At 67.1% G+C, this 25,111-nt stretch carries 25 protein-coding genes and 1 tRNA gene; 15 read left to right on the forward strand and 11 right to left on the reverse strand.

All coding sequences use genetic code 11. The annotated features are described in order from the left end of the window. Positions 1 to 91 precede the first annotated feature (91 nt). The 3 genes from trpA to ACT53T_RS20400 are packed head-to-tail and all read left to right on the forward strand — an operon-like array spanning position 92 to position 3,172. On the forward strand, positions 92 to 988 hold the full coding sequence (gene trpA / locus ACT53T_RS20390; RefSeq protein WP_018266891.1) for a tryptophan synthase subunit alpha: 897 nt from the start codon (positions 92 to 94) through the stop codon (positions 986 to 988). Then, positions 985 to 1,845, forward strand: a complete 861-nt coding sequence (gene accD / locus ACT53T_RS20395; RefSeq protein ID WP_476162618.1) for an acetyl-CoA carboxylase, carboxyltransferase subunit beta — start codon at positions 985 to 987, stop codon at positions 1,843 to 1,845. The genes trpA and accD overlap by 4 nt, the downstream gene beginning before the upstream one ends. Positions 1,846 to 1,864: 19 nt before the next feature. Next, positions 1,865 to 3,172 carry a bifunctional folylpolyglutamate synthase/dihydrofolate synthase gene (locus ACT53T_RS20400; RefSeq protein ID WP_476162619.1) on the forward strand — a complete coding sequence of 436 codons (1,308 nt, stop codon included), beginning with the start codon at positions 1,865 to 1,867 and terminating at the stop codon, positions 3,170 to 3,172. 82 nt (positions 3,173 to 3,254) lie between these two features. Here ACT53T_RS20400 and ACT53T_RS20405 read toward each other — a convergent pair whose 3' ends face one another. After that, positions 3,255 to 3,938, reverse strand: a complete 684-nt coding sequence (locus tag ACT53T_RS20405) for a type 1 glutamine amidotransferase domain-containing protein (protein ID WP_476162620.1) — start codon at positions 3,936 to 3,938, stop codon at positions 3,255 to 3,257. A gap of 178 nt (positions 3,939 to 4,116) precedes the next feature. On the opposite strand from ACT53T_RS20405, the gene ACT53T_RS20410 reads away from it, so the two are divergent. The 7 genes from ACT53T_RS20410 (at position 4,117) to ACT53T_RS20440 (ending at position 11,183) form a co-directional block, all read left to right on the forward strand. Further along, complete coding sequence (locus ACT53T_RS20410; protein ID WP_476162621.1) at positions 4,117 to 5,298, forward strand: (5-formylfuran-3-yl)methyl phosphate synthase; 1,182 nt, start codon at positions 4,117 to 4,119, stop codon at positions 5,296 to 5,298. Beyond that, complete coding sequence (locus tag ACT53T_RS20415) at positions 5,276 to 6,040, forward strand: amino acid kinase family protein (protein ID WP_476162622.1); 765 nt, start codon at positions 5,276 to 5,278, stop codon at positions 6,038 to 6,040. The genes ACT53T_RS20410 and ACT53T_RS20415 overlap by 23 nt, the downstream gene beginning before the upstream one ends. Then, positions 6,037 to 6,606 carry a flavoprotein gene (locus ACT53T_RS20420; protein ID WP_036294230.1) on the forward strand — a complete coding sequence of 190 codons (570 nt, stop codon included), beginning with the start codon at positions 6,037 to 6,039 and terminating at the stop codon, positions 6,604 to 6,606. The genes ACT53T_RS20415 and ACT53T_RS20420 overlap by 4 nt, the downstream gene beginning before the upstream one ends. After that, positions 6,599 to 7,993 (forward strand): DUF6513 domain-containing protein, encoded by a 1,395-nt coding sequence (locus tag ACT53T_RS20425; RefSeq protein ID WP_476162623.1) that lies wholly within the window; start codon positions 6,599 to 6,601, stop codon positions 7,991 to 7,993. The genes ACT53T_RS20420 and ACT53T_RS20425 overlap by 8 nt, the downstream gene beginning before the upstream one ends. 172 nt (positions 7,994 to 8,165) lie before the next feature. Then, positions 8,166 to 8,735 (forward strand): DUF447 domain-containing protein, encoded by a 570-nt coding sequence (locus tag ACT53T_RS20430; RefSeq protein ID WP_476162624.1) that lies wholly within the window; start codon positions 8,166 to 8,168, stop codon positions 8,733 to 8,735. A gap of 88 nt (positions 8,736 to 8,823) precedes the next feature. Continuing rightward, a complete protein-coding gene (locus ACT53T_RS20435; protein WP_400769899.1) occupies positions 8,824 to 9,390 on the forward strand; it encodes a DUF4337 family protein in 567 nt (188 codons plus the stop codon). A 215-nt stretch (positions 9,391 to 9,605) separates the two neighbouring features. Next, positions 9,606 to 11,183: an ATP-binding protein gene (locus tag ACT53T_RS20440; protein WP_476162625.1), complete on the forward strand. Its 1,578-nt coding sequence runs from the start codon at positions 9,606 to 9,608 to the stop codon at positions 11,181 to 11,183. A gap of 5 nt (positions 11,184 to 11,188) precedes the next feature. On the opposite strand, the gene ACT53T_RS20445 is transcribed toward ACT53T_RS20440, so the two are convergent. The 4 genes from ACT53T_RS20445 to ACT53T_RS20460 all read right to left on the reverse strand — a co-directional run bounded on the left by ACT53T_RS20445 (position 11,189) and on the right by ACT53T_RS20460 (position 14,317). Then, positions 11,189 to 12,208, reverse strand: a complete 1,020-nt coding sequence (locus ACT53T_RS20445; RefSeq protein ID WP_476162626.1) for a hydantoinase/oxoprolinase family protein — start codon at positions 12,206 to 12,208, stop codon at positions 11,189 to 11,191. A 96-nt stretch (positions 12,209 to 12,304) separates the two neighbouring features. Continuing rightward, on the reverse strand, positions 12,305 to 12,814 hold the full coding sequence (gene fae, locus ACT53T_RS20450; RefSeq protein ID WP_018266903.1) for a formaldehyde-activating enzyme: 510 nt from the start codon (positions 12,812 to 12,814) through the stop codon (positions 12,305 to 12,307). Positions 12,815 to 12,949: 135 nt separating this feature from the next. After that, positions 12,950 to 13,840: an NAD(P)-dependent methylenetetrahydromethanopterin dehydrogenase gene (locus tag ACT53T_RS20455; protein WP_476162627.1), complete on the reverse strand. Its 891-nt coding sequence runs from the start codon at positions 13,838 to 13,840 to the stop codon at positions 12,950 to 12,952. 213 nt (positions 13,841 to 14,053) lie between these two features. Beyond that, complete coding sequence (locus tag ACT53T_RS20460; protein WP_400769902.1) at positions 14,054 to 14,317, reverse strand: hypothetical protein; 264 nt, start codon at positions 14,315 to 14,317, stop codon at positions 14,054 to 14,056. A 154-nt stretch (positions 14,318 to 14,471) separates the two neighbouring features. Here ACT53T_RS20460 and ACT53T_RS20465 point away from each other — a divergent pair, with 154 nt between their 5' ends. Next, positions 14,472 to 14,882 carry a nuclear transport factor 2 family protein gene (locus ACT53T_RS20465; RefSeq protein WP_036294207.1) on the forward strand — a complete coding sequence of 137 codons (411 nt, stop codon included), beginning with the start codon at positions 14,472 to 14,474 and terminating at the stop codon, positions 14,880 to 14,882. Positions 14,883 to 15,079: 197 nt separating this feature from the next. Continuing rightward, positions 15,080 to 15,379 carry a 50S ribosomal protein L28 gene (gene rpmB, locus ACT53T_RS20470; RefSeq protein ID WP_026191519.1) on the forward strand — a complete coding sequence of 100 codons (300 nt, stop codon included), beginning with the start codon at positions 15,080 to 15,082 and terminating at the stop codon, positions 15,377 to 15,379. Positions 15,380 to 15,581: 202 nt separating this feature from the next. Here the strand turns inward: rpmB and ACT53T_RS20475 are convergent, their stop codons facing one another. Both ACT53T_RS20475 and cobT read right to left on the reverse strand, forming a co-directional pair. Beyond that, on the reverse strand, positions 15,582 to 15,731 hold the full coding sequence (locus ACT53T_RS20475; protein ID WP_198033177.1) for a hypothetical protein: 150 nt from the start codon (positions 15,729 to 15,731) through the stop codon (positions 15,582 to 15,584). Between the two features lie 355 nt (positions 15,732 to 16,086). Continuing rightward, the gene (cobT, locus tag ACT53T_RS20480) at positions 16,087 to 18,015 is read right to left on the reverse strand and encodes a cobaltochelatase subunit CobT (RefSeq protein WP_476162628.1); all 1,929 of its coding nucleotides are present in this window, start codon (positions 18,013 to 18,015) and stop codon (positions 16,087 to 16,089) included. Here cobT and ACT53T_RS20485 point away from each other — a divergent pair. Both ACT53T_RS20485 and ACT53T_RS20490 read left to right on the forward strand, forming a co-directional pair. Beyond that, complete coding sequence (locus tag ACT53T_RS20485) at positions 17,930 to 18,190, forward strand: hypothetical protein (RefSeq protein WP_476162835.1); 261 nt, start codon at positions 17,930 to 17,932, stop codon at positions 18,188 to 18,190. The two genes, cobT and ACT53T_RS20485, sit on opposite strands and share 86 nt — an antisense overlap. A 94-nt stretch (positions 18,191 to 18,284) precedes the next feature. Further along, positions 18,285 to 20,768 carry a putative bifunctional diguanylate cyclase/phosphodiesterase gene (locus ACT53T_RS20490; protein ID WP_476162629.1) on the forward strand — a complete coding sequence of 828 codons (2,484 nt, stop codon included), beginning with the start codon at positions 18,285 to 18,287 and terminating at the stop codon, positions 20,766 to 20,768. 26 nt (positions 20,769 to 20,794) lie between these two features. On the opposite strand, the gene ACT53T_RS20495 is transcribed toward ACT53T_RS20490, so the two are convergent. The 4 genes from ACT53T_RS20495 to ACT53T_RS20510 all read right to left on the reverse strand — a co-directional run bounded on the left by ACT53T_RS20495 (position 20,795) and on the right by ACT53T_RS20510 (position 24,289). Further along, a tRNA-Tyr gene (locus ACT53T_RS20495) sits at positions 20,795 to 20,879 on the reverse strand. 140 nt (positions 20,880 to 21,019) lie between these two features. Next, positions 21,020 to 21,841 (reverse strand): transglutaminase family protein, encoded by an 822-nt coding sequence (locus tag ACT53T_RS20500; RefSeq protein WP_476162630.1) that lies wholly within the window; start codon positions 21,839 to 21,841, stop codon positions 21,020 to 21,022. A gap of 48 nt (positions 21,842 to 21,889) precedes the next feature. After that, the gene (locus ACT53T_RS20505) at positions 21,890 to 22,831 is read right to left on the reverse strand and encodes an alpha-E domain-containing protein (protein WP_026600037.1); all 942 of its coding nucleotides are present in this window, start codon (positions 22,829 to 22,831) and stop codon (positions 21,890 to 21,892) included. A 42-nt stretch (positions 22,832 to 22,873) separates the two neighbouring features. Further along, positions 22,874 to 24,289 carry a circularly permuted type 2 ATP-grasp protein gene (locus tag ACT53T_RS20510; RefSeq protein ID WP_400770321.1) on the reverse strand — a complete coding sequence of 472 codons (1,416 nt, stop codon included), beginning with the start codon at positions 24,287 to 24,289 and terminating at the stop codon, positions 22,874 to 22,876. A 427-nt stretch (positions 24,290 to 24,716) separates the two neighbouring features. Here ACT53T_RS20510 and ACT53T_RS20515 point away from each other — a divergent pair, with 427 nt between their 5' ends. Continuing rightward, entirely contained in the window at positions 24,717 to 25,040 is a 324-nt protein-coding gene (locus ACT53T_RS20515; protein ID WP_476162631.1) for a hypothetical protein, read from the forward strand. The last annotated feature ends 71 nt before the right edge of the window (positions 25,041 to 25,111 follow it).

Raw genomic sequence — 25,111 nt, forward strand, 5'->3', positions numbered from 1 at the left:
ATGTGGAGCGTATGACGCTATCCGCAAGCGAGCAACTCGAACCCCACCCCGCCATTCCCCTTCGCCCTCCCCTATGCTATCGCCTGCGGCCATGAGCACACGCATCGACGCCCGCTTCGAAGCCCTGCGCGCCGAGGGCCGCGCCGCCCTCGTGACCTTCGTCATGGCCGGCGACCCGGACCTCGAGACCTCGCTCGCTCTATTGAAGCGCCTGCCCGAGGCCGGCGCGGATCTGATCGAGCTCGGCATTCCCTTCACCGATCCCATGGCCGACGGCCCCGCCATTCAGGCGGCCGGCCTCCGGGCGCTGCATGCGGGCATGACGCTCAATAAGACGCTCGAGCTGGTCCGCGCCTTCCGCGCGCAGGATCAGGCGACGCCGATCGTGCTGATGGGCTATTACAACCCCGTCTATGTGCATGGCGTGCCCGCCTTCCTCGAGGAGGCGAAGGCGGCCGGCGTCGATGGGCTCATCATCGTCGATCTTCCGGCGGAGGAAGACGCCGAGCTGTGCCTGCCGGCGCGCGCGGCGGGGCTCAATTTCATCCGCCTGGCGACGCCCACCACGGATGATAAGCGCCTGCCCAAAGTGCTCGAAAACACGAGCGGCTTTGTCTATTATGTGTCGCTCACCGGCATCACCGGCGCGGCGCTCTCGGATTATTCGGGCGTGTCGGAGGCGGTCGCGCGCATCAAGCGCAGCACGCCTCTGCCCATCGCCGTCGGCTTCGGCGTCAAGACGGCGGAGAACGCCGCAGAGATCGCGCGCTATGCCGATGGCGTGGTGGTCGGCTCGGCGCTGGTCGACGCGCTGGCGAAATCGCTCGACGCCGAGAACCGCGCCGGTCCGCGGACAGTGGAGGCGGTGACGAGCCTCGTCGCCGATCTCTCCCGCGGCGTGCGCGGCGCGCGGTCGCAAGAGGCGAAGAAGGACGAGCCCTTCTCGTTGAAAGGCGCCCTGGGAGCGATCGCGAGGCTCTGGTCATGAACTGGTATTCCAACGTCGTTCCGCCCAAGATCAAAGCCCTCATCAAGCGCGAGGCGCCGGAGAACGCCTGGGTCAAATGCCCGGAGAGCGGCCAGCTCGTGTTCCACAAGGACATTGAGGACAATCTCTATGTCGTGCCGGGCTCCGGCTATCACATGCGCATTCCGGTGGAGGCGCGGCTCGCCGGCCTCTTCGACAATGGCGAGCATGAGGTCGTGCCGACGCCGGAGGTTCCGAGCGATCCGCTGAAGTTCCGCGACATCAAGCGCTATGTCGACAAGATCAAGGAATATCGCCTCAAGACCGGCCATCAGGACGCTGTGACCATCGCCTATGGCAAGCTCGAAGGCGCGGCCGTCACCGTCGCGGTGCAGGACTTCGAGTTCATGGGCGGCTCGCTCGGCATGGCGGCGGGCGAGGCGATCATCGCCGGCATGACTCACGCCATAGAGAAGCGCACGCCCTTCATCATCTTCACCGCCTCCGGCGGCGCGCGCATGCAGGAGGGCATGTTCTCGCTGATGCAGATGCCGCGCACCACAATCGCCGTGCGCCGGCTGCGCGAGGCGCGCCTGCCCTATATCGTCGTGCTCACCAATCCGACGACCGGCGGCGTCACCGCCTCCTACGCCATGCTGGGCGACATCCACATCGCCGAGCCCGGCGCGATCATCGGCTTCGCCGGCGCGCGCGTCATCGAGCAGACGATTCGCGAGAAGCTGCCCGAGGGTTTTCAGCGCGCCGAATATCTGCGCGACCATGGCATGGTGGATATGGTGGTGCCGCGCACGCAAATGCGCGAGACGCTGGCGCGGCTCTGCGCGCTGCTGACCAAAGCGCCGCGCCGCGCGGCTTGACGGAACGAAAGCAGATATCATGGATCAGCGCGACGCGATTCTGACGCGCTTGCTGGACCTTCATCCCAAGAAGATCGATCTGTCGCTCGGACGGACCGAATGGCTGCTGGCCGAAATGGGCCATCCCGAGCGCCGGCTGCCGCCGATCATCCATGTCGCCGGCACCAATGGCAAAGGCTCGACGCTGGCCTTTCTGCGCGCCATTCTGGAGGCCGCCGGACAGCGCGCGCATGTCTACACCTCGCCGCATCTCTTGCGTTTCAACGAGCGCATCCGCCTCGCCGGAACGCTGGTGGACGACGCCCGCCTGCAAAAGGCGCTGGAAGATTGCGAGCGCGCCAATGGACAGCGGCCGGTGACCTTCTTCGAGATCACGACCGTCGCCGCCTTCACGCTCTTCGCCGAGGAGCCCGCCGATTGGCTGCTGCTGGAGACGGGCCTCGGCGGGCGCTATGATTCGACCAATGTGATCGAGAGCCCCAAGGCGACGATCATCACCTCCATCTCGCGCGACCATCCCGAGTTTCTCGGCGATACGATCGAGAAGATCGCCTATGAGAAAGCTGGCATATTGAAGCGCGGCGCGCCCGCGATCATCGGCTTTCAGCAGCATGACGGCGCCCGCGACGTGCTGGAGCGCGAGGCGCGGCGCGTCGGCGCGCCGCTCTCCGTCGCCGGCGAGGATTTCCATATTCGCGAGGAGAACGGCCGCTTCGTCTATGAGGACGAGCGCGGCCTGCTCGATCTGCCGCTGCCGCGCCTGCCCGGCCGCCATCAGCAGGCCAACGCCGCCGGCGCCATAGCCGCGCTGCGCGCCGTGGCGCCGCATATCGGCGCCGAGCATATAGAGGCGGGCCTCACCCGCGCCGAATGGCCGGCGCGGCTGCAATTGCTCTCGCGCGGACGGGTGGCCGATCTGGTGCTGCCGGGCTCGGAAGTCTGGCTCGACGGCGGCCACAATGACGATGGCGGCCGCGTGCTCGCCGAGGCCATGGCGCAATTCGAGGAGAAGAACGCCCGCCCGCTGGTCTTCGTCTGCGGCGCGCAGGTGACGAAGGACATTCGCGCGCTGATAAAGCATTTCGTCGGCCTCGCCGGTGAGGTCGTCGCCGTGCCGGTGGAAGGCGAGCATAAGAGCTGGCCGCCGGAAGAGATCGCCGCCCTGGCCTGCGCCGAGGGCATGAGATCGGCGGCCGCGCAGAGCGTGGAGGAGGCGCTGGCGATCATCGCGCAGCGCAGCTATGCGGTTCCGCCACGCATATTGATCGCCGGCTCGCTCTATCTCGCCGCCGGCGTGCTGGCGCTGAACGGCTCCGTCATAGAGTGAGCGACCCTTCTCCCGCGCGCGGGAGAAGGCGGCCCGGCCATGGGGCGGCCGAGAGGACGCCCGTCGCAAGCCCGACAGACCGTCACCCTTTCGCGAGCGCTTCCAGCAGCTTGTGGGCGGCCGGACCGGAGGACGCCGGATTCTGTCCGGTAATCAGCAATCCGTCCTCCACCACGTAGGGCGCCCAGTCCGCGCCTTTCGAGAAGAGCCCGCCCTTGGCGCGCAGCTCGTCCTCGACCAAAAACGGCACGATTTTGGTGAGGCCCACGGCCTCCTCCTCGCTATTGGCGAAGCCCGTCACCTTTTTGCCCGCGACCAGCGGCTTTCCGTCCGGGCCCGCGACGTGGCGCAGCACGCCCGGCGCATGGCAGACGAGGGCGACCGGCTTTCCCGCGCGGATGAAGGATTCGAGCAGAGCGATCGAATGCGCATTCTCGGCGAGGTCCCAGAGCGGACCATGGCCGCCGGGATAGAACACAGTGTCGAAATCCTCCTGGCGGACGTCGGCGAGCGGGACCGTCCGCGCGAGCTGCGCCTTCGCCGCCGCATCCGCCTCGAAGCGTCGCGTGAGGTCGGTCTGGAAATCCGGCTCATTGCTCTTGGGGTCGAGCGGCGGCTGGCCGCCCGCGGGCGAGGCCAGCGTGATCGTCGCTCCGGCGTCCCGGAAGGCGTAATAAGGGGCGGCGAGCTCTTCCAGCCAGAAGCCGGTCTTGCGGCCGGTGTCGCCGAGCCGATCATGCGATGTGAGCACGATGAGAATTTTCATGGGGCCGCTCCGTCGTCTCGCTTTTTCGCGCAAGCGCTCGCCCGAAGATAAGGAGCCCACCCGCGGACGCCCACTCGAATTCGCCTGCGGCGCCACTTGGATTTCGGAAGAATTTGCTCCACAAGCGTCCTGCCTCTCCCGCCGCGGGCCGAGGCGAGATCGAAAGAGCGCCTGATCGATGACCCTTATGTTGACGAGCGTCGCCAGCGTGGCGGAAGCCGAGATCGCCGCCGCCGGCGGAGCGGACGTCATCGACTGCAAGGACGCCGCCCGTGGCGCTCTCGGCGCTCTGCCTTCGGCCGAGATCGCGGCGATCCTGCGCGCCGTCGCCGGCCGCCGTCCGGTCAGCGCCGTCGTCGAGCTGCCGCATGATCCGGCCGCGGCGCGCGCGGCGATCGAGGAGACCGCGGCGCTCGGCGTCGCTTTCGTCAAATTCGCGCTGCCGGCGACGCCCGACGCCGATGCGCTGATCGCGGCTCTGGCGCCGATCGCGCAGCGCGTGCGGCTCGTCGCCGTGCTTTTCGCCGATCTCGGGCCGGACCTCGACGTGCTGCCGCGCCTCGCCGCGGCGGGCTTCGCCGGCGCGCTGCTGGACACGGCGCACAAGGGCAAGGGAAGGCTCATCGAGCATTTCGACATTGGCGCGCTCTCCTCCTTCGTCGAGCGCTGCCATGCGCTCGGCCTCGAGGCGGGGCTCGCCGGCTCGCTGGAGGCGCCGGACGTGCCGCGCCTTCTGGTGACGGGCGTCGATGTGATGGGCTTTCGCGGCGCCCTCTGCCGCGACCACGACCGCAAGAGCGCGTTGGACGCCGGCGCCGTCGCGCTGATCCGCGACCTCATCCCCGGCGGCCCGGCGCGCGCGAGCGGCAAGGGCTCGGCGCTCGCCGCCAATGTCGATTGGTCGCTGGTCGTCGGCCACGGCTATCTCGAGAGCCGCGAGCGCACGCGCGAGGTGGACCATGTCTTCGTGCGCGATCTCGTCATTCCGGTCGAGATCGGCGCCTATGATTTCGAGCGCGGCCGCACGCAGCGGGTGCGCTTCAACGTCGATGTCGATGTGACGCGCGTCTCCGCCGGCGGCGACGACATGCGCAATGTCTTCTCCTATGACGTCATCATGGACGCGATCAAGATGATCCTCGCCTCGGGCCACATAGAGCTCGTGGAGACGATCGCCGAGCGCCTCGCCGAGCTGGTGCTGCGGCACGAGCGCGTGCAGGCGCTGACCGTGCAGGTGGAGAAGCTCGACGTCGCGCCGGGCGCGGTCGGCGTGCGCATCCGCCGCGAGCGCCAGGCCGAGACCGCCAAGGTTCACAACCTCTTTCCGGGCCTTCCCGATGCCGCCGAGCCCGAGCGCTGAGACGCGGCCTCTCGTCGTCAAGCTCGGCGGAAGCCTCGCCGCCTCCCCCGCCTTGCGCCGATGGCTGGCGGCGCTGCGGCTCTATCCCTGGCCTCTCGCCATCGTTCCCGGCGGCGGCCCTTTCGCCGACGCCGTGCGCAGCGCGCAAGAGGTTCTGCGCTTCTCCGACGCGGCCGCGCATGACATGGCCATAATGGCCATGGAGCAATATGGGCGCGCATTATGCGACCTCGAGCCGGGCCTCCGTCCCGCCGCGACGCTGCGGGAGGCGACGGCCGCGCATGCGCAGGGCGCGATCGCAGTCTGGAGCCCGGTTGCGATGACGCGCGCCAATCCCCAGATTCCAGCGAGCTGGGACATGACGTCCGACAGTCTCGCGGCCTGGTATGCGCATGAGGCGGGAGCGCGCGCGTTGCTGCTCGTGAAAAGTGTGGATTGGCGCGCATCCCCACCTCCCCCTCGAGGGGGGAGGTCGAGCGCCGAAGGCGATCGGGAGGGGGTGACGTCCCGAGTCTCGGGATCGACCCCACCCCGGACCGCTCCGCGGTCCGACCCTCCCCCTGAAGGGGAGGGTGAGGGCGCAGCATCCATCGTCGATCCCTGCTTCGCGCGATATGCGCGCGGGCTCGACGTCTTCATCGCCGGCCCCGCGGCGCTGCGGGAGGCGGAAGAAACATTGGCGCGCGGCGGCCTTCCCGGCGCGCGCTTCGATTTCACCAGAGAGCAAAGCATCGCATCATGAAAAAGGTCGTCACGCCGCGCTGGGGCTGGGCGCTCACCGGCTCGGGACATTTCTTCACCGAATGTCTCGACATCATCCGCTCGCTCGACCATGTCGATCTCTTCGTCAGCAGAGCGGCGGCGGAAGTCATCCGCATGTACAAGCACAGGCTCGAGGACATGCCGGACCATGTGCGCGTGTTCAAGGACACGACGGCGAGCTCGGTTCCGGTCGGCGGCTTCTATCACAGCTATTACCACACGCTGATCGTGGCGCCGGCGACCTCCAACACGGTCGCCAAATTCGTCTATGGCATCTCCGACAATCTCGCGACCAATGTCTTCGCCCAGGCCGGCAAATGTCGCGTGCCGACGGTGGTGTTCGCCTGCGACACGGCGCCGGAGCTGGAGACGCAGGCGCCCGATCGCAAGGTGATGGTCTATCCGCGCCGCATCGATCTCGAGAACACCGACAAGCTGAAAACCTTCGAGGGGACGCAGGTCGCCGAGAGCCTCGCCGCCCTGCACGAGGCCGTCGAGCGCCGGCGCCGCGAGCTTTCCGCTCGGGAGCCGATCGGGAATGTCTGAGCGCCTGCTGTTCCTCACCGGCCATCTCGCTCTGCCGCGCCTCGAGCGCATGCTGGCGGGCTTCGGCGAGGAGGCGAGGGACTGGCGCATCCACGACATTGGCGTGAAGGTCGCGGCGCTGATGACGCAGGAGATCATCCTGCGCCGCCTGCCGCGCCCGCTCGCCGCCGATCGCGTCATATTGCCGGGCCGCTGCCGCGCCGACCTCTCCGCTCTCGCAGAGGCCTTCGGCGCCCCTTTCGAGCGCGGGCCGGAGGAGATCGCCGATCTTCCGGCGTTCTTGGGCAAGCGCGGCGGCAAGGCCGATCTGACGCGCCATGACATGCGCATTTTCGCCGAGATCGTCGACGCCTCCATCATGAGCGTCGCGGAGGTGATCGCGCGCGCGACCATGCTGAAAGAGGCGGGCGCCGACGTCATCGATCTCGGCTGCCTGCCGGACACGCCCTTTCCGCATATGGAAGAGACGATCGTCGCGCTGAAACAGCGCGGCTTTTCCGTCAGCCTCGATTCGGCCAAGCGCGAGGAGCTGGAACGCGGCGCGCGCGCCAGCGCGGATCATCTCTTGAGCCTCGACGAGCATACGCTCTCACTATTGCCGGATAATTCGCCGCTGGTTCCGATCCTCGTGCCCAATCCGCACGGCGATCTCGACTCACTGCAACGCGCCGCGCGCATCGCCGAGCGACGCGGAATTTCCTACATTCTCGATCCGATCCTCGACCCCATTCACTTCGGCCTCGCCGCCTCCATAGAGCGCTATGTCGAGACGCGCCGCCGCGAGCCCCGCGCCGAAATGATGATGGGCACGGGCAATCTCACCGAATTGACCGACGCCGATTCCTCGGGCGTCACCGCCGTTTTGCTGGGTCTGTGCTCGGAGCTGGACATTCGCCATCTGCTCACTGTGCAGGTGAGCCCGCACACGCGCCGCACGGTGCAGGAGCATGACGCCGCGCGGCGCATGCTGTTCGCCGCGCGCGCCGACGCCGCCCTGCCCAAGGGCTATGGCGACGCGCTGCTGCAAATCCACGATAAGCGGCCCTACGCCGCGACGCCGGAGGAGATCGCCGAGCTCGCGCGCGAGCTGCGCGACGACAATTTCCGCATAGAGGTCGCGGCCGACGGCATTCACATTTACGCGCGCGGCTTTCATCGCGTGGCGCAGGACGCCATGTCGCTCTTTCCCGAGCTCGGGGTCGACAAGGACGGCGCGCACGCCTTTTATCTCGGCGCGGAACTGATGAAGGCGGAAATCGCTTTTCGTCTCGGCAAGCGCTATCGGCAGGACGAGCCGCTGGACTTCGGCTGCGCCTCGGATCGATCGCAGGAGGACGAGACGCGCCAGCGCGAGGCCGGGCATACGCTGCGCAAGGCGCGGGAATGATCGCGAGCGCGCGCCCCCTCCCTCACCCTCCCCCGCTACGCGGGAGAGGGAAGCGGCGAAGATTACGCGAGACCGCGATGAAGCGCGGAATCCGCCTCCTCTCCCGCATGGCGGGGGTGGGCTGGGGAGGGGGCGACCCCGAGCTTTCGACGAAGGTCAGCAGGAGCGCCCGATGCCGATGATCCGCGAATGCGTCGTCACCACGGTCGGCCCCACGGGCCAACATCATATCGCGCCGCTCGGGCTCATCGAGCAGGACGGATTCTGGGTCATCGCGCCCTTCCGCCCCTCGACGACGCTCGCCAATCTCGAGGCCGCGCCTTTCGCCACGGCGAGCTTCATCGATGATGTGCGCATCTTCGCCGGCTGCGTCTGCGGCAGGAGCGGCTGGCCGATGGAGCCGGTCCCCGATTGGCCGGCACCGCGCCTTTCCGCCGCCCTCACCCACGCCGAATTGGAAGTCGTCCGTAACGAGGCCGACCCGCAGCGGCCGCGCTTTTTCTGCCGGATAAGAAAAATCGTCCCCCACAAGCCCTTTTTGGGGTTCAACCGCGCGCAATCGGCGGTCGTCGAGGCCGCTATTCTGGCGACGCGGCTCGGAATGCTTCCCCGCGAAAAAATCGACACAGAATTGGCCTATCTCCGCATAGCGATCGACAAGACGGCCGGAGCCGCCGAGCGCGAGGCGTGGGAGCTGGTGACGGCCAAGATCGAGGCTTATCTTCAAACGCAGTCGGAATGACCGATTCGCCCCTCGGGGGCGGAACGGCGCGGCGCGCCGGCGGCTCGCTCGATTAAATTTCGACACAAATTTTCACGAAGGATGGACCATGTCCGAAGCTATGACGACAGAGCATCTCGAGCATGCCGAGCACGCCGAGCATGTCGCCCATGAAGGCACGCCCTTCATGACGCAAGTGTCGCTGACGATCGCGATATTCGCAGTGGTCGCCGCGACCATCGGCAGCCTGGAGACGATCGAGACCGCCGCCACGCTCGGCGCGCAGAACGCCGCCGCGCTGAGCCAGAGCAAGGCGAGCGATCAATGGGCCTTCTTCCAGGCCAAGAGCATCAAGAAGAGCGTCAATGAGGCGGTCTCCAAGCAGGGCGGCCCGCAGGCCGAGCCGCTTGCCCGCGAGGCCAAGCGCTATGACGACGAGAGCAGGGCGATCAAGACCGACGCCGAGGCCCTCGAGCATCGCGTCGAGGAGCATTTGCACGAGGCCGAGCATCACGAGCATCGCCACCATATTCTGACCATGGCGGTGACGCTGCTGCACGCCGCCATCGCCATAGCGACGATCGCGATCATCACCCGCGGCCGCAAATGGCCGTGGTATTCCGGCCTCGCTCTCGCCGCCTCCGGCGTTCTTCTCGCCGGCTACGCCTATATTTGAGCGTGGCGCTTCGGCCGGGCCCGCGGCTCAGCGTCGCGGCCGCCCCGGCCGAAGCCGGCCCGAAATCCGCGCATTGCCGAGTTTTCGTTCTTTATTTCGTAGACTTGTCTTATTTTTGGCGCCGACCGGCTCGCGCCGAGCGCGCCTCGCCCCAGCGGAGCACGGGTTGCTTTTTCAGCCGCCATCGCAATCTCTCCGCTTGTGGAGTGTCTCCGATGTCTGCACTGAGCGAATGGCTCTTCGGCGTCGACAATCTGACGCCGCATGGTTTCTGCCTCCTCTGGGAGCCGGGCCTGATCTGGCTCTTCGCGATCTCCGACAGCTTGATCGCGCTGGCCTATTTCTCCATCCCGCTGGCGCTGGTCATCATCGGGCAGAGACGCGCGGACCTCGTGTTTCGGCCATTGCTCTGGCTGTTCGCCGCCTTCATCCTGCTCTGCGGCGCCACGCATTGGCTCGATGTCTTGACCTTGTGGAAGCCGATCTATGGCGTGCAGGGAATCGTCAAAGCGGCCACGGGGCTCGCCTCGCTCGGCACCTCGATCGCGCTGTGGTGGTGGCTGCCGAGCTTTCTCGCTCTGCCCTCGCCCGATCAGCTGCGCAGGGCCAACGCCGCGCTGCTGGAGAGCGAGGAGCGCTTGGCCCATGCGCAGAAGATGGAGGCGATCGGCCAGCTGACGGGCGGCATAGCGCATGATTTCAACAATGTGCTGCAGGTGGTCATCGGCTCGCTCGGCGTCATAGAGCGGCAATTGGCGCGCGGGCGCGCCGAGGAGATCGGCCCCTCGGTCGCCGCCATTCGCAAGGCGGCGAGCTCGGCCTCCAATCTCATCGATCGCCTGCTCGCCTTCTCCCGCCGGCAGACGCTGCTGCCGCGCGTCATAGAGCCGGATAGGCTGGTCGTCGGCCTCGAAGATATGCTGCGGCGCACGCTCGGCTCCGGCGTCGAGCTCGATCTGCGGCTCGGCCGCTGCCGACGCAGCGTCGTCTGCGATCCGTCGCAGCTCGAGAGCGCGCTGCTCAATCTCGCCATCAATGCGCGCGACGCCATGCCGGCCGGCGGCGTCCTCGAGATCGCGACGGCAGATCGCCGTTTGGACGCCGACCCCGACGATCCCGACGCCACGCCCGGCGATTATGTGGAGATCAGCGTGAAGGACAATGGCGCCGGCATGAGCCGCGAGGTGCTGGCGCATGTCTTCGAGCCTTTCTTCACCACCAAGCCGACCGGGCGCGGCACTGGCCTCGGCCTCTCGCAGATTTATGGTTTCGTGAAGCAGTCCGGCGGCTTCGTGCGCATCGACAGCGCGCCCGGAAAAGGGACCAATGTGCGCCTCTATCTGCCTGGGCGCGATCAGAGGGAGGTTCAGCCGGCGGAGGCTATCGCGGAGCAAAAGCAAGGCTGCCCCGCCGCACCCTGCGGAAAGATGCTGCTCGTCGAGGATCAGCTGGAAGTGCGAATGCAGATCGCCGACACGCTCGAGGAGATGGGCTGCGAGGTCATAGAGGCCGATGACGGAAACGCCGGGCTGAAGGTGCTGGAGTCTGAGCAGAGCCTATGTCTGCTGGTCACAGATGTCGGCCTGCCGGGCGTCAGCGGACGCCATCTGGCCGAAGCCGCCCGCGCCGCCCACCCCGATCTGCCCATATTGCTCATCACCGGCTATGCCGGAAAATCGCTCGACAGTCTCGATCTCGCATCGAACATCGAAGTTCTGCGCAAGCCCTTCACGCTCGAGGAGCTGACCGAGCGCGTGCGCATTCTGCTGTCGCGCGCCGCGGCCGCGGAATAATTCGCTCAGCCGGAGGCGAGCAGGGCGACCGCGCAGGCCGGCGCGCAATCGGCGGCGGCGCTCGCGGCCTCCGGGACCGCGTCGATGAATTCGGCGATGTCGCGATAGGCGCGGCCTTCGGCGAGAGCCAGGCGCGCGACGAGCGCGCGGCCGACGCCGGCGCCGATGATGGGCGCGTCTTCCGCCACCGCCGCGCGCGAGCGCAACAGCGCGATCTGATCCTCGATCGAGCGCATTTGCGCGCGGGCGAGAAAATCGGCGAAGGCGCGCCATTGCGCGGGCGAGGCCTCGGCGGCGTCGCGGCCCGCGAGGCGGGCGAGGCGCGCGATCGATTCGGCGACGCTCTTGCCGCGCCCGTCCGCGGTCGGCTCGGCGTCCTCTGCGGCGAGATCGCCGGTCACGCGGCGCACATCGGCCATGGTCGCGAAATTCTCGCGCGCTGGCGGCGTCCAGCGGCCCGCAAAGGGCGCGAGCGTCGCGCCGGCGAGCGGATCGCCGCGCGAGAAGCCCGTATAGACAAGCTCGCCATTGGCGAGGCGCTCGGCGTCGCCGCCGCCGATGGCGCCGACGCGGCCGCCGGAAATGGGGACGAGATCGGTCGTCGTCGAGCCCATGTCGACGAACAGCGCTTGCGGGAGTCGCCGCGCGACCAGCTCCGCGCTCGCCCGCCAATTGGCGGAGGCGATGGCCTGCGCCGCGCCGCGAACCTCGGCGAAGGGCAGGAAGCCGCCCTCGCCGGCGTAGAACAGCGTTTCGCCCTTCACGCGCCGGGCGACCGCGGAGGCGATGGCGGCGACGCCGGCGGCGCGCGTCTCGAAAGCGTCGGAGAGCTCGGCCGTCATGGTGATGGCGAAACGATCGGCCGCGCCGAGCCGGGCGGTCGCCTCCTCTATCGCGCCCTCGAGCCGCGCGAGGCCGTAATGCGGATTGCAGGGCAGCAGCAGCACCTCGACGATCCGCCCATCGATGGCGCGCGCGGCCTTGAGATGCGCGCCGCCTATGTCGAAGCCGATGACGCTGGCCATGAGCCTTTCCGTTTCGATCGCGCGCGACGCGCCTTCAAAAAGCAAAAGGGGAGCCGCGAGCGGCTCCCCCGAAGATAAGCGATCCGGTCGGAGCCGTCAGTTGGCGCCGAAAGGATGCTTGACGTCGTTGCGCTTGGCGACGACCTCGGCGGCCTTCGGCTCGCCCTTGATGGCGCGCGCGATGGCTTCCTTGGTGGCCTGATAGTTGTACTCTTGGATCTTCTTGTCGTCGTTGGCGTCCCAATGGATGAACACGCCGACCGAGATGAACAGGTCATCGGCCTCGGCGAGCGGGATCACGCCCTCGGCGACCGAATCGGCGACCGCCTTGGCGACGCCGGCCTGAGCCGGTCCGAACATCTGAACGGCCTGCTTGGCGTTCTTGATGGTGACCTTGTTGAACAGGATCGTGTTCGGCTTGGCCAGCAGGTTCGGCGCGACGACGGCGAGCAGAGTGGTGAAGCCGTCCTTGTTGTTGACCAGCGCATTGGCGAAGGCGGTCTCGGCGGCGCTGCCGCGCGGTCCGATCAGCAGGTCGATGTGAGCGACCTCATTGCCTTCGCCGACGAGCGACTCGCCGACCAGAAGCTTGTTGATCACGGCCATTTTCTTTTCCTTATGGCTTATCGCTGGGGGAATCCGAGCGAGGGAAGACGAGCCGCCGTCATCAATCATTTTCGCATGACAGCGGCAAGTCGGGACGAAACCGTCGGGACGAGGCCCGATCCAGATTCGAGCGGCTCAGAGCAGGCTGCGCGCCAGCGCGAAAGCATGGCGGAAGTCGAGGCGCAGCGGCTTGTCGGAAGTGGTCATCTGCTTGAAGAGACCAGCCTCCGTTCCGTATTTGATGTCGCCGATGGCGAGCGCGCCGATGCCGAGCGCGCCCGACGGCAGCTCGACGCCCTTGTCGTGCAGCTTGACGCCCTCGACTCCGAGCGGCGGCACGGCGTTGACGTCCGCGGCGATGAGCAGCGATTTGGCGGCGGCGAGATCTTCCGCGGACAGAACCTGCACGCCGGCGCGGGCCGCGCAGAGCGCGATCTCATGCTCGACGAGGAGCGCGCGCACCTGCTCGGCCTTGCTGCCGTCGGCCGGCGTCACCTTCACGCCGAAGCGCTTCTCGATCTCCTCGGCCTGGGCGGTCACGCGCTCGAGGCCGCTATAGCCGACGATCGTCACCTCGGCGCCCTCGAGCGCGGCGATGACGGCGGAGGAATAGCCGACGACGCCGGTCGCGCCATAGACGACGATCTTGGCGCCCTTGAGCTCGCGGCCCTTCTTGTCGCGCAGCACCTTCTCGACGAAGGCGACCATGGCGCCGGCGGTGGTGAAGGAGCCATAGGGATCGGCGAACAGCGAAATCTCGAAGGGCTTCAGCAGGGCCTTCTCGGCGGCGTCCAGCATGTCGAGCGCGAGCACGGCGTCACGGCCGGCGAAGAAAATTCCGGTGCGCAGGGCGGCCGAGGGCGCACGGGAGAACATCGCGTCCTGCACCAGCGCCGTCACCTCGTCGAGAGTGACATTCGTATAGGGGACCGCCACGTCGAAGCCCGCGTCGATCGCCATGTTGACGTCGAACGGGCTCATATGCTTCAGCGTGCTCAACATATGAAGGATCGATTTGGCGGCCATGGGAAATTCCTAACCTTTCTGTCCTTGCCGGCGTGCGAGCGCGCTGCGCGCCCTGCGTGACGCCCGAGCTTAGCCAAGCTTTCGGATGAGCGATACCGGGACGGCGGGCGCGGGCGGAGCCCGGTCTCGAATGGCGAGACGCATAGACCGCAGAACGGGACGAATGTCCAGCCTATTGTCCCGACTCTGGACAGCGCAGGCGCGGCGGCGGCCTCAATAGCCGAAAGGCGAGGACCCAAAGGAGGAGCCGGCGCCCGGCGGATCGAAGCGATAGCCGTCGGCGCCCCAGACCGGCGCCGGGCGCGCGGGCGCGGCATAGGCGGGCGCAGGAGCCGCGTAGGCAGGACCAGCGTAGGCAGGAGCGGCGGCCGGCGGCGGCGCATAGGCCGGACGGCGGGCGGAGCGCCTGGCCTCGGCGGGAGCGGCGGCGACGAGCGCGCCGGCGAGCAGGACGATCGCAAAGCCGCCGATTTTCATGATTCATGCCCCCATCGGCCGCAGATGCGGCTCCGCTGGGGAAAATCGGGCGGCGCAAGGCGCCGTCAAGGCCCCGCGCGAGGGCTTATAGGCCAGCGCTTTTCTCGAGATATTTTATTGCCATCGGCTCGAGCTGGGCGCATTCTTCGCGCCCATGTCGGACGAGGCGTCTCTGCTCGCGGCCAACGCCGCTTATTATCGAGCCTTCGTCGCCGCGGACCTGGACGGGATGGCGGCGATCTGGGGCGACGAGGAAATCTGCTGCATCCATCCCGGCTGGCCGCCGATCTTCGGGCGCGAGCAGGTGCTGGCCTCCTTTCGCGAGATTTTGCGCAATCCCATGCAGGACCCGGTTCTGCGCCGCAGCGAGCGCGCGCTGCTCAGCGGCTCCGAGGGACGCATCGTCTGCATAGAGATGGTCGGCCAGGCGGCGCTCGTCGCCACCAACAGCTTCCGGCTCGTCGACGGCGCATGGCGGCTGGTGCATCATCAGGCGAGCCCGCTGATGGTCCAGAGCGAGCCGCCGCCGACCCCGCAGGCGCCGCCGACGCGCTCGCTGCATTGACGGCGGGTTCGCCGAAGCTTCACAGGATCGCCATGAAGGCGACATCCCCTGTTGACCTTTCGCCGCCCCTGCCTCTATAAGACCGCCCAACCAAGGGCTCGCCCCCCGGGGCGCGGGGCCTTTGCGCGATTTTCATGTCATACGGCCATCGAATGGCGCGGCCTCCCGCGCTCTGCGCCGATCGAAAGGAAAAGACAATGTCCCGCCGTTGCGAACTGACCGGCAAAGGCGTGCAGACGGGCAATCTCGTCAGCCACTCCAACCGCAAGACGCGCACCCGCTTTCTGCCCAATCTGGTCAATGTGACGCTGGCCTCGGACGCGCTGGCGCGCTCCGTCCGCCTTCGCGTCTCGGCGGCGGCTCTGCGCTCGGTCGAGCATCGCGGCGGCCTGGACGGCTTCCTCGTCAAGGCGCGCGACACGGAGCTCTCCGACGACGCCCGCGCGCTGAAGCGCGAGATCGTCAAGAAGCTGGCCGCCGCCCCCGCGACCGCCTGATCTCGACGGCCTCGGATGCGAGCCTGAAGGCTCGCGGTCCAGGGGCCGTTTCGGACCGCGAGCCTCAAGGGCTCGCTCTCATCCGAAAGCGAAGACAATTAGACCCCGCGCCCTGGACAAGAGCGCGGGGTCTTTCCTGTTGCAGCCGCCCTTGCCGACGCGAGCCCCCAGCCGCGCGCCGGCAATCGCTCCGGGCGGCGGGTCAGCCCCAGATCGACAAAGCTACGCTGAGCAGCAGGGGAAGGGTGGCCAGCGAGAAGATCGCGGCGACGCAGAGAACCCTCTGGACGTCGAGCGGCTCGTGAGACGCCGCGGGCAATCCCGCATTTCGAACTTTGCCAAAGGAAATCATACGCAACTCCCTCGTCACTCTCGGACGGCCGATCGCTCGGACATCCGATCGTCACTGCACGCGCACCAGACGGTCGCGCCGAAATATTAATGCAACAGCCGCCCTGAAGGTTCCCCCGCCGACTCGTTTTCGGCGCGGTTGAGCGCTGGTTGCGAAATTAACTCGACTTAAACTCATTCACCATTCGGTGAAATACGAGAGGCGATTCGCGGCGCGAACGGCCCCCTCCCCAGCCCTCCCCCGCTACGCGGGAGAGGGAGCAGATTTCGCGCTTCATCGACATTTCGCGCAACGTCGCCGCCTTCCCTCTCCCGCGCAGCGGGGGAGGGTGAGGGAGGGTGCGCTACGCAACCCCTCACGGCGCCGCGGCGAGGACGCGCGGCCGCGGCGGCGCCGCGCGTTGCGGAGCGCGCGAAGGAGCGGGCGCGGCGTTCTCGCTGAACAGCTCGGCGAGCTTCTCGGTCATCGCGCCGCCCAACTCCTCCGCATCCACAATGGTCACGGCGCGGCGGTAATAGCGCGTCACGTCATGGCCGATGCCGATGGCGATCAGCTCGACGGGCGATTTGGTCTCGATCTCCTGAATGACATGCCGCAAATGGCGCTCGAGATAATTGCCCGGATTGACCGACAAAGTGGAATCGTCGACCGGGGCGCCGTCGGAGATCATCATCAGAATGCGGCGCTGCTCCTGCCGCGCCAGCAGGCGGCGATGCGCCCAGTCGAGCGCCTCCCCGTCGATGTTCTCCTTCAGGAGGCCCTCGCGCATCATCAGGCCCAGATTGCGGCGCGCGCGCCGCCAGGGCGCATCGGCCGCCTTGTAGATGATGTGGCGAATGTCGTTGAGCCGGCCTGGGTTCGGCGGCTTGCCGTCGGCGATCCAGCTCTCGCGCGATTGGCCGCCCTTCCAGGCCTTGGTGGTGAAGCCCAAAATCTCCACCTTCACGCCGCAGCGCTCCAGCGTGCGGGCGAGAATATCAGCGCAGGTCGACGCCACGGTGATCGGCCGGCCGCGCATGGAGCCCGAATTGTCGAGCAGCAGCGTGACCACCGTGTCGCGGAAATTCGTGTCCTTCTCGCGCTTGAAGGAGAGCGGCTGCTGCGGATCGATGACGACGCGCGGCAGGCGCGCGGGATCGAGCATGCCCTCCTCGAGATCGAACTCCCAGGCGCGGTTCTGCTGCGCCATCAGCCGCCGCTGCAGGCGATTGGCGAGCCGGCCGACGACGGAGGAGAGATGCAGGAGCTGCTTGTCGAGATAGGAGCGCAGGCGATCGAGCTCCTCGGCGTCGCAGAGATCCTCCGCCTTCACTGTCTCGTCGAAGCGCGTGGTGTAGGCCCTGTATTCGCCGCCGGAGCGATCGGACGAGGAGGTCGGCGGCCGCCGCGTCTCCATCGCCTCGTCCACATCGCCTGAGTCGATCTCCTCCAGCATCTCGCTGTCGAGAATCTCTGCGGCTTCGCTCTCGCCCTTCTCCAGCGCCTCCTCGGAGGCGGTGGCGGTGTCCATCTCGGAGGAGCCGGACTGCTTGTCCTCCTCGGTCTCCTCGCCCTCGGCCTCATCGGGATTTTGCGGCTGGTCCTCGCTCGGCTCCTCGGCGTCCTCCTCGCCGCCCGCGCTCTCGCCCTCGAGCTCGAGGGACGCGAGCAGGCGATGCGCGAGCTGCGCGAAGCCGCGCTGATTCTCGAGCGCCGAGACGAGCTTGTCGAGATCGGCGCCGGCGCGCTCCTCGATCCACGGGCGCCAGAGATCGACCGCCTTGCGGCCATGCGGCGGCGGCGCGATGCCGGTCAGACGCTCGCGCGCGATGAGCGCCAGCGCATCCTCGAGCGGCGCGTCCTCGCGCGTCTCGATCTCCGAGAAGCGGGCGCGCTGATAGCGATCGTCGAGCATGGCGCCGATATTGGCGGCGACGCCGTCCATGCGGCGCGAGCCGATCGATTCGACGCGCGCCTGCTCCAGCGCGTCGAAGGCGGCGCGGGCGTCGGGCGATTGCGGTTGCACGCGGCGATGCACCGCCTCATCATGGCAGGCGAGACGCAGAGCGATGGAATCGGCGTGGCCGCGCACGATGGCGGCGTCATGGGCGGTGAGCTTGCGCGGCGGCTCCGGCAGGCGCGCCTTGGCCTTGTCGTCGGCGCCGAGCAGCATGGCGCGCTCCGGCGAGAAGGAGACTTCCAGCTCCGAACGCTTGGCCATGGCGCGCATCGCGCCGGCGACGGCGCGCTTGAACGGCTCTTGCGGAGCCTCCTTCGGCGAGGCTGGTTTGCGATTGGATGCCATGGAAGTCCGTTCGATCGTTAGCTCTGCGTCCGCCGCGGGCGAATGCGCCTATATAGCCTATGCCGGATCGGCAGTTATGAAAATCGGCGAAGACGAAATCCCGCGCGAATTCCCGCGGCGCCCGAGTTTCTCCTTCGCTATCAGCGATTTGGGACTCCATGTGACGAGCAGATGACACGATCTCATGATAAGCTATTGAAATTTTTACTGTTTTTTCAAAGCTTCCGGTCAATTTCTCGCGCCGGAAGCCCCCGAATCCGAGCCGAGCCATGCATGAGACCGCCTCCCGATATGGAGTCGTCACCGAATTTCGCGACGTCGAAGCGCTGTGCTTCAAATGGCAGGTCGAGGCGCCGGACGGCGGCCTGCCGCCTTATGAGCAGATCGCCCTGGGCAGCCTCGGCCGGCTCGCCGACGATCTGGCGCTGGCGGCGCGCGGCGCGGATGGCGGCTTCGCCTTCTCCTATGGCGGCGGCGCCTTCGAGGCCTGGCTGGGCGCGTCGCTGCGCGGCCTACGGCTCGATGCGCTGGAGCGCAATTACCGCGACGCCATCGGCGAGGCGCTCGAAGCGGCCGAGGCGAGCGGAACGCCGGCCGCGGCCATCGCGCGCAGCATTCGCGGCGGGCTGGTGCAGGCGTGCGAGATCGTCGCCTTCCCGATGTCGAGCCATTGGGGCGCGACGCTATTTCTCGTCTTCGCGCGCGAGCGGACCTCCAAGCATGATCTCGTCGACGCCATCTATCGCGCCACCGACGGCGGGCTGACGACGCTCGCCGCCGTCCACTCCGGCCGCGACATCGTCGATTTCGTCATTGTGAGCCTCAACGCCAGCGCCAGCCGGCTCTTCGGCGGCCCAGAGCGCGATCTGCAATGGCGACGCATCAGCGAGATCGTCCCGGCCTGGATGACCGACGGGACCTTCGAGCGCTTCGCCGCCATTTTCCGATCGGCGCGGCCCGACACATTCGAGGTCTCGCATCGCTCGGCCGAGGGCGGCGCGCAGCATTTGCGGCTCTCCGCCGCGCCCATGGGCGATCTCGTCGGCGTGACGCTCACCGACGTCACGGCGCTGAAGGCGCGCGAGGCCTCCTTCCGCCTGCTGTTCGAGAGCAATCCCATGCCCATGTGGGTGCATGATCCGCAGAGCCTGCGCATCATGGCCGTCAATGACGCGGCGGTCGCCCATTATGGCTACGCCCGCGAGCGCTTCCTTCGCGCCACCTTGCTCGACCTCTATGCGGAGGAGGAATGGCCGGCGGTGCAGATCGCCCATGAGAACCCGGCCAATCGCCGTCCCTCGGACCGCATATGGATCAATCGCACAGCCGAGGGGCGCGAGATAAAGGTGCAGAATTACGCGCGCGAGATCGCCTTCGACGATCGTCCCGCGATATTGCTCGCCATCGTCGACGTCACCGAGCAGCGCGAGCAGGCCGCGCGCATCGCCCATCTCGCGCATCATGATCCGCTCACCGGCCTCGCCAATCGCGCGCTCTTCCGCGCGCGGCTGACCGAGGAGCTGCAGCGGCTCGACAATGGCGCGGCGAGCCTCTGCGTGCTCTATCTCGATCTCGACGGCTTCAAGGATGTGAACGACGCCTTCGGCCATCCGGTCGGCGATCGGCTGCTGATCGCCGTCGCCGAGCGTCTGCGCGAGACTCTGGCGCCGGGAGATATGGTGGCGCGCGTCGGCGGCGACGAATTCGCCATTGTGCAATCGGGCGCCGGAGCGAGCGAGGCGGACCGGCTCGCCGAGCGCATCGTGAGCGCGGCGAGCCTCCCTTATGAGGTGGACGGCCATGTGGTGACGGTGGGCGCCAGCGTCGGCGTCTCGGTCGCGCCGATCGACAGCGGCGACGCCGACACGCTGCTCAAGAACGCCGACATAGCGCTCTACCGCGCCAAGGCGGACGGGCGCGGGCTGCATCGGTTCTTCGAGCCGGAGATGGCGGCCTCCATTCTCGTGCGGCGCACGATGGAGGCCGATCTGCGCCATGCGCTCGCCGCCGGCGAGTTCGAAATCTACTATCAGCCGCTCATCGACATTGTGACCAATCGAATCGTCGCCTCGGAGGCGCTGCTGCGCTGGTTCCACCCCATGCGCGGCTCGATTTCACCCAATGAGTTCATCCCGCTCGCCGAGGAAACCGGGCTCATCACGCCGATCGGCGAATGGGTGCTGCGCGAGGCCTGTCGCGAGGCGGCGAGCTGGCCGGAGCCGATCGGCGTCTGCGTCAATCTCTCGCCCGCGCAATTTCGCTCGCGCTCGCTGGTGCAGTCGGTTCTATCGGCGCTGGCGGCGAGCGGCCTCGCGCCGCAGCGGCTCGAGCTGGAGATCACCGAATCGGTGCTGCTCGCCGAAAACCACGCCAATCTCGCCGTGCTGCATCAGCTGCGCGGCCTCGGCGTGTGCATATCGATGGATGATTTCGGCACCGGCTATTCCAGCCTCAGCTATCTGCGCTCCTTCCCCTTCGACAAGATCAAGATCGACCGCTCCTTCGTGAAGGAGCTGCCGGAGAATCAGGAATGCGGGGCGATCGTGCGCGCCGTCGCCGGAATCGGGCAATGTCTCGGCGTCGCCACCGTGGCCGAGGGCGTGGAGACGCATGAGCAATTGGCGCGGCTGCGCGCGGAAGGCTGCACGCAGATGCAGGGCTTTCTATTCAGCCGCCCGACCCCGGCGGCGGAGCTGCGGCGCATGCTGGAGGGCGACGGCGAGATCTGGACGAAGGCAATGAGCGCTGCGTGAGCTCTGCGCCGCGGCGAGAGGGAGAATGGTGGGGGAAGTAGGACTCGAACCTACGAAGGCATAGCCAGCGGATTTACAGTCCGCCCCCTTTGCCGCTCGGGACATTCCCCCAGCTTCTCGACGGACCCTAGAGGATAGGTCCCGCGAGCGACGGCCCTGTGAAGGGCCGGTGAAGCAGGGCGCATATGGGGAATTTGCTCGCCCGCTGTCAACCCGAAAATGACCGAAGGCGTCGCCGGCCCGTCGCCGGCTCAGGACTGGCTCTGTGACTGGCCCTGCGCGCGGGCGACGCTGACGCGCACTTCCGCCGTCTCGTCGCCGCCGCCGGAATGGGCGGCGCGAATCGGCGCGGCGCCCAGATGATCCAGCGCCACGGCCACGCGCACATAGCTCTCGTCCGGCGAGGCGCCGCGCGTCGGGTCGAAGCCCACCCAGCCGAGCCCCGCCACATGCGCCTCCGCCCAAGCATGGACGGCCGCGCCGGCGTCGGCGCGTAGCGCGTAGCCGGAGACATAGCGCGCGGGAATCTCGAGGCTGCGCGCGCTGGCGATGAAGACATGCGCCGCATCCTGCGCCGAGCCGCGGCGACGCGCGAAGATGTCGGAAGCCGCGACGGCGCCGCTGGTCGGCCCCTCCGCCACGACGAAGGCTTCGTGCTGCGCGCCGACCAGCGCATGGAGCTTGGCCAGCGTCTCCTTCTCGCGCGCCGTCGCCGCCAGCGCGAAATCGCAGATCGCGTGATCCGCCTCGGTCAGCGGCGTCTCGCGCAGATAGAGCTCCGGCGGAAAACGCTCGATCGCGCCGCGCGCGACGCCCGCGGTGTCGAAGGTCTCGACCGCGCCTTCGACCACGGTGGTCAGCGCCTCGAGCGGCCCCTCGACATAAATGCTGTGCACGACATTGCCGAAAGCGTCCTCGCAGGCGCGCAGGCGGCAATCGCGATCGACGTCGATGCGCCAGTCGAGAACATGCTGCCCGTCGTAATTGCGAGGGGTGAGCGCCAGCTTCTGAATCGCCGCCTTGGCCGGCTCCGCGTAACGATAGATCGTCTCGCGCCTGACTCTTATGTGCATCTTACACCGCAAAGGGAGCCGGAAACGCCGGCTCCGACACGTCTCATTCTAGAAAAGATACTGCTCCGACACCAGAGCCCCCAGCCGTTGATTATCGGCGATGAAGCTCTGAATGAAATCATGCAGGCCATTGTGGAACACATTCTCGATGGTCGCATGCTCGAGCTGGCCGAAGACGGTGCGAGCGTGGCGCTGCGCCGGGCCTTGCTTGCCATGCGATTTGCCGAGGCGGTCGAGATTTTGCACCACGCTCTCATAGCAGGCGATGAGCGAGCGCGGCATCTCCGGCCGCAGGATCAGGAGATCGGCGACGAGCCAGGGCTTCAGACTGTCGCGATAGACCCAATGATAGGCGGTGTGCGCGGAAACGGCGCGCAGGATTGCCGTCCATTGGAAATAGTCGAGCGAGCCGCCGACCGCCTCCGTCTCCGGCAGCAGCACATGATATTTCACATCGAGCAGGCGCGCGGTGTTGTCGGCGCGCTCGAGATAGAGGCCGACGCGCGAGAACCAATAGGCGTCGTTGCGCAGCATGGTCCGATGCGCGCCGCCATCGTAAGCGGCGGAGACCTGCTTCACGAAATCGAGAAAGCGCGTCACCTCCTCGGCGGAGCGGCTCGCCTGCTCGAAGGCCTTGAGCTCGAGGAAGGCGCCGTTGATCGCCTCCCACATCTCGACAGTGAGCGCGGTGCGCACGGCGCGGGCGTTGACGCGGGCGAGCTCGATGCAATTGCGGATCGAGCTCGGATTATCCGGCGAGAAAGCCAGAAATTGCGTGACATTGGCCTCGTCGACCGTCAGCCCCGCCGCGTGAAAGGCGGGCGCGGCGCCGGAGGAGAGCAGCGCGCTCTCCCATTCCGTCTCCACGCCGCCATAGGCGCGGGGAAGCGTGGCGAGGCGCCGGGACGCCTGCAATATGCGCGCGAGGAAATCCGCGCGTTCCATGTATCGGGCCAGCCAGAAGAGGTTGTCGGCGGTGCGTGAGAGCATGAGATCCCGTCGTTTCGGCGCGCTGTTCTTACTGTGAATTCGTCATGCGCGCGCGAGCGGCGCATCGTCGATGATCCATGTGTCCTTGGTTCCGCCGCCTTGGCTGGAGTTCACGACGAGAGAATTCTCCGTCATGGCGACGCGCGTCAAGCCGCCCGGCACCACGCTCGCGCCATTGGAACCATAGAGCACGAAGGGTCTGAGATCGACATGGCGGGGCGCGACGCCGCTCGCCACCGACACCGGGCAGGTGGAGAGGGCGAGCGTCGGCTGGGCGATGAAATTGGTGGGATTGTCGGCGAGCTTGGCGGCGAATTCCGCGATCTGCGCCTTCGTCGCGTGCGGGCCGACCAGCATGCCATAGCCGCCGGAGCCATTGACCTCCTTCACCACCAGCTCGCCCAAATGGTCGAGCACATAGGCAAGAGCCTCCTTCTCGCGGCAGCGCCAGGTGGGAACATTCTTCAGCAGCGGCTCCTCGCCCAGATAGAAGCGGATCACCTCCGGCATATAGGTGTAGATGGCCTTGTCATCGGCCACGCCCGTTCCGACTGCATTGGCGAGCGTCACATTGCCTGCATGATAGGCGCCCATCAGACCAGCAACGCCAAGAGCGGAATCGGGGCGGAAGGCCAGAGGGTCCAGGAAATCGTCGTCCAGGCGCCGGTAGATCACATCGACGCGGCGCGGCCCCTCCGTCGTGCGCATATAGACGACATCGTCCTTGACGAAGAGATCGCGTCCTTCGACCAGCTCTATGCCGAGCTTGTCGGCCAGAAAGGAATGCTCGTAAAAGGCCGAATTATATTGGCCGGGCGTCAGCAGCACGCTCACCGGATCGGCCCCCGCCCCGCGCGGCGCGGCCGAGCGCAGAGTGGCGAGCAATTGATCGGGATAATTCTCGATCGGCGCGACGCGATGCAGCCCGAAGAGATCGGGCAGCAGGCGCATCATCACCTCGCGATTTTCCAGCATGTAGGAGACGCCGGAGGGCGTGCGGGCGTTGTCCTCCAGCACATAGAAGCCGTCATCGTCGGTGCGGATGATGTCTATGCCGGCGATATGCACGAAGATGTCGTGCGGCACGCGGCGCCCCGCCATCTCCGGCCGAAAGGCGGGATTGCGATAGACGAGCTCGGACGGCACCACGCCCGCTTTCAATATCTCGCCCGGGCCATAGAGATCGGCGAGGAACAGATTCAGCGCCTTCACGCGTTGAATCAGGCCCTTCTCGAGCTGCGCCCATTCGGCGCGGGCGATGATGCGCGGCAGAATGTCGAAGGGAATGAGCCGCTCGGTCGCCTCCTGCGAGCCATAGACCGCGAAGGTGATGCCGATGCGCCGAAACAGCAGCTCCGCCTGCGCCCGGCGGGAGGCGAGAAACTCGGGCTCCACCGAGGTGAGCCATTTGGCGAGCTTTTCATAAGGAACACGGGTCACGCCGTCGACGCCGTCCATCTCATCGAATTTCGCCACCTTCGAAAGCACGTTCTCGCTCTCCCTCGAGGTTTCGGCGCGCCGGACGATGCGCCTTTGCGGCAGAGCATGGCAAGAAGCGAGCCAGACGGCTCGAGCGTCGCCGAAACCCTTTTCGACCCGCTCCGTCTTCTAATCCGTTTGTCGTTGACAAGCCATGCGGCGCGCCGCAAAACCAAGAGCGTCGGCGCGATTTTCGAGTCGCTCGGCGATTCACACTTGCGAAGGACTCATGGGCAGTAGCCTCGGCGACAGCCGCCTCGGCGCAACCGCAGCAGACTCGTCTGCGCGCGTCGCGCCTCACACAGAAGCCCGCGGCCGAAAGGACCGCGTGAGAGGCGTCGCCAGAGCCTAGCGCTCCCCGCCGCTCACGCCTTCGGCCGCCACAAAGGCCAGAAGGACGAGAGCGATGAAGATGTTTTCCCGCCCCTATGCGACCCTCCGCCTGCGCTCGGCGCAGAGCGGCGTCACGCCCATCGCCGCGCCTGCGGAGCTGCGCGATCTGCGTCTCGCCGGACGCCGCACGCGGCCGCGCGCCGCATGGGCGATCGACGCCGCGACGCGCCGGCCCGTCTGCCTCTGGGACAAGGAGACCGACACGCCCGGCCGCGCCGAGGACGAGGATGCGCAGAGTCGCCAGCGCGGCTTTCCGCATCGCCGGGCGCGCTTCTTCCGATGGAGTCGCGAAAGCCCTTCCGCGCGTCTCGCATCGCGCGCGATCGGACTGCGATAGAAGGCGCTTCCATCGTCATCAAAGCTTCATGACGCTGAACTGTAAAGGCTCCGCTCGTACGTTTTTCTCTT

This window comes from Methylosinus sp. DMC45, from assembly GCF_056313885.1.

Coding starts and splice junctions, on each gene's coding strand:
- trpA (WP_018266891.1), top strand. CDS start 92: ATGAGCACACGCATCGACGCCCGCTTCGAAGCCCTGCGCGCCGAGGGC.
- accD (WP_476162618.1), top strand. CDS start 985: ATGAACTGGTATTCCAACGTCGTTCCGCCCAAGATCAAAGCCCTCATC.
- ACT53T_RS20400 (WP_476162619.1), top strand. CDS start 1,865: ATGGATCAGCGCGACGCGATTCTGACGCGCTTGCTGGACCTTCATCCC.
- ACT53T_RS20405 (WP_476162620.1), bottom strand. CDS start 3,938: ATGAAAATTCTCATCGTGCTCACATCGCATGATCGGCTCGGCGACACC.
- ACT53T_RS20410 (WP_476162621.1), top strand. CDS start 4,117: ATGACCCTTATGTTGACGAGCGTCGCCAGCGTGGCGGAAGCCGAGATC.
- ACT53T_RS20415 (WP_476162622.1), top strand. CDS start 5,276: ATGCCGCCGAGCCCGAGCGCTGAGACGCGGCCTCTCGTCGTCAAGCTC.
- ACT53T_RS20420 (WP_036294230.1), top strand. CDS start 6,037: ATGAAAAAGGTCGTCACGCCGCGCTGGGGCTGGGCGCTCACCGGCTCG.
- ACT53T_RS20425 (WP_476162623.1), top strand. CDS start 6,599: ATGTCTGAGCGCCTGCTGTTCCTCACCGGCCATCTCGCTCTGCCGCGC.
- ACT53T_RS20430 (WP_476162624.1), top strand. CDS start 8,166: ATGCCGATGATCCGCGAATGCGTCGTCACCACGGTCGGCCCCACGGGC.
- ACT53T_RS20435 (WP_400769899.1), top strand. CDS start 8,824: ATGTCCGAAGCTATGACGACAGAGCATCTCGAGCATGCCGAGCACGCC.
- ACT53T_RS20440 (WP_476162625.1), top strand. CDS start 9,606: ATGTCTGCACTGAGCGAATGGCTCTTCGGCGTCGACAATCTGACGCCG.
- ACT53T_RS20445 (WP_476162626.1), bottom strand. CDS start 12,208: ATGGCCAGCGTCATCGGCTTCGACATAGGCGGCGCGCATCTCAAGGCC.
- fae (WP_018266903.1), bottom strand. CDS start 12,814: ATGGCCGTGATCAACAAGCTTCTGGTCGGCGAGTCGCTCGTCGGCGAA.
- ACT53T_RS20455 (WP_476162627.1), bottom strand. CDS start 13,840: ATGGCCGCCAAATCGATCCTTCATATGTTGAGCACGCTGAAGCATATG.
- ACT53T_RS20460 (WP_400769902.1), bottom strand. CDS start 14,317: ATGAAAATCGGCGGCTTTGCGATCGTCCTGCTCGCCGGCGCGCTCGTC.
- ACT53T_RS20465 (WP_036294207.1), top strand. CDS start 14,472: ATGTCGGACGAGGCGTCTCTGCTCGCGGCCAACGCCGCTTATTATCGA.
- rpmB (WP_026191519.1), top strand. CDS start 15,080: ATGTCCCGCCGTTGCGAACTGACCGGCAAAGGCGTGCAGACGGGCAAT.
- ACT53T_RS20475 (WP_198033177.1), bottom strand. CDS start 15,731: ATGATTTCCTTTGGCAAAGTTCGAAATGCGGGATTGCCCGCGGCGTCT.
- ACT53T_RS20485 (WP_476162835.1), top strand. CDS start 17,930: ATGGCGCGCATCGCGCCGGCGACGGCGCGCTTGAACGGCTCTTGCGGA.
- cobT (WP_476162628.1), bottom strand. CDS start 18,015: ATGGCATCCAATCGCAAACCAGCCTCGCCGAAGGAGGCTCCGCAAGAG.
- ACT53T_RS20490 (WP_476162629.1), top strand. CDS start 18,285: ATGCATGAGACCGCCTCCCGATATGGAGTCGTCACCGAATTTCGCGAC.
- ACT53T_RS20500 (WP_476162630.1), bottom strand. CDS start 21,841: ATGCACATAAGAGTCAGGCGCGAGACGATCTATCGTTACGCGGAGCCG.
- ACT53T_RS20505 (WP_026600037.1), bottom strand. CDS start 22,831: ATGCTCTCACGCACCGCCGACAACCTCTTCTGGCTGGCCCGATACATG.
- ACT53T_RS20510 (WP_400770321.1), bottom strand. CDS start 24,289: ATGGACGGCGTCGACGGCGTGACCCGTGTTCCTTATGAAAAGCTCGCC.
- ACT53T_RS20515 (WP_476162631.1), top strand. CDS start 24,717: ATGAAGATGTTTTCCCGCCCCTATGCGACCCTCCGCCTGCGCTCGGCG.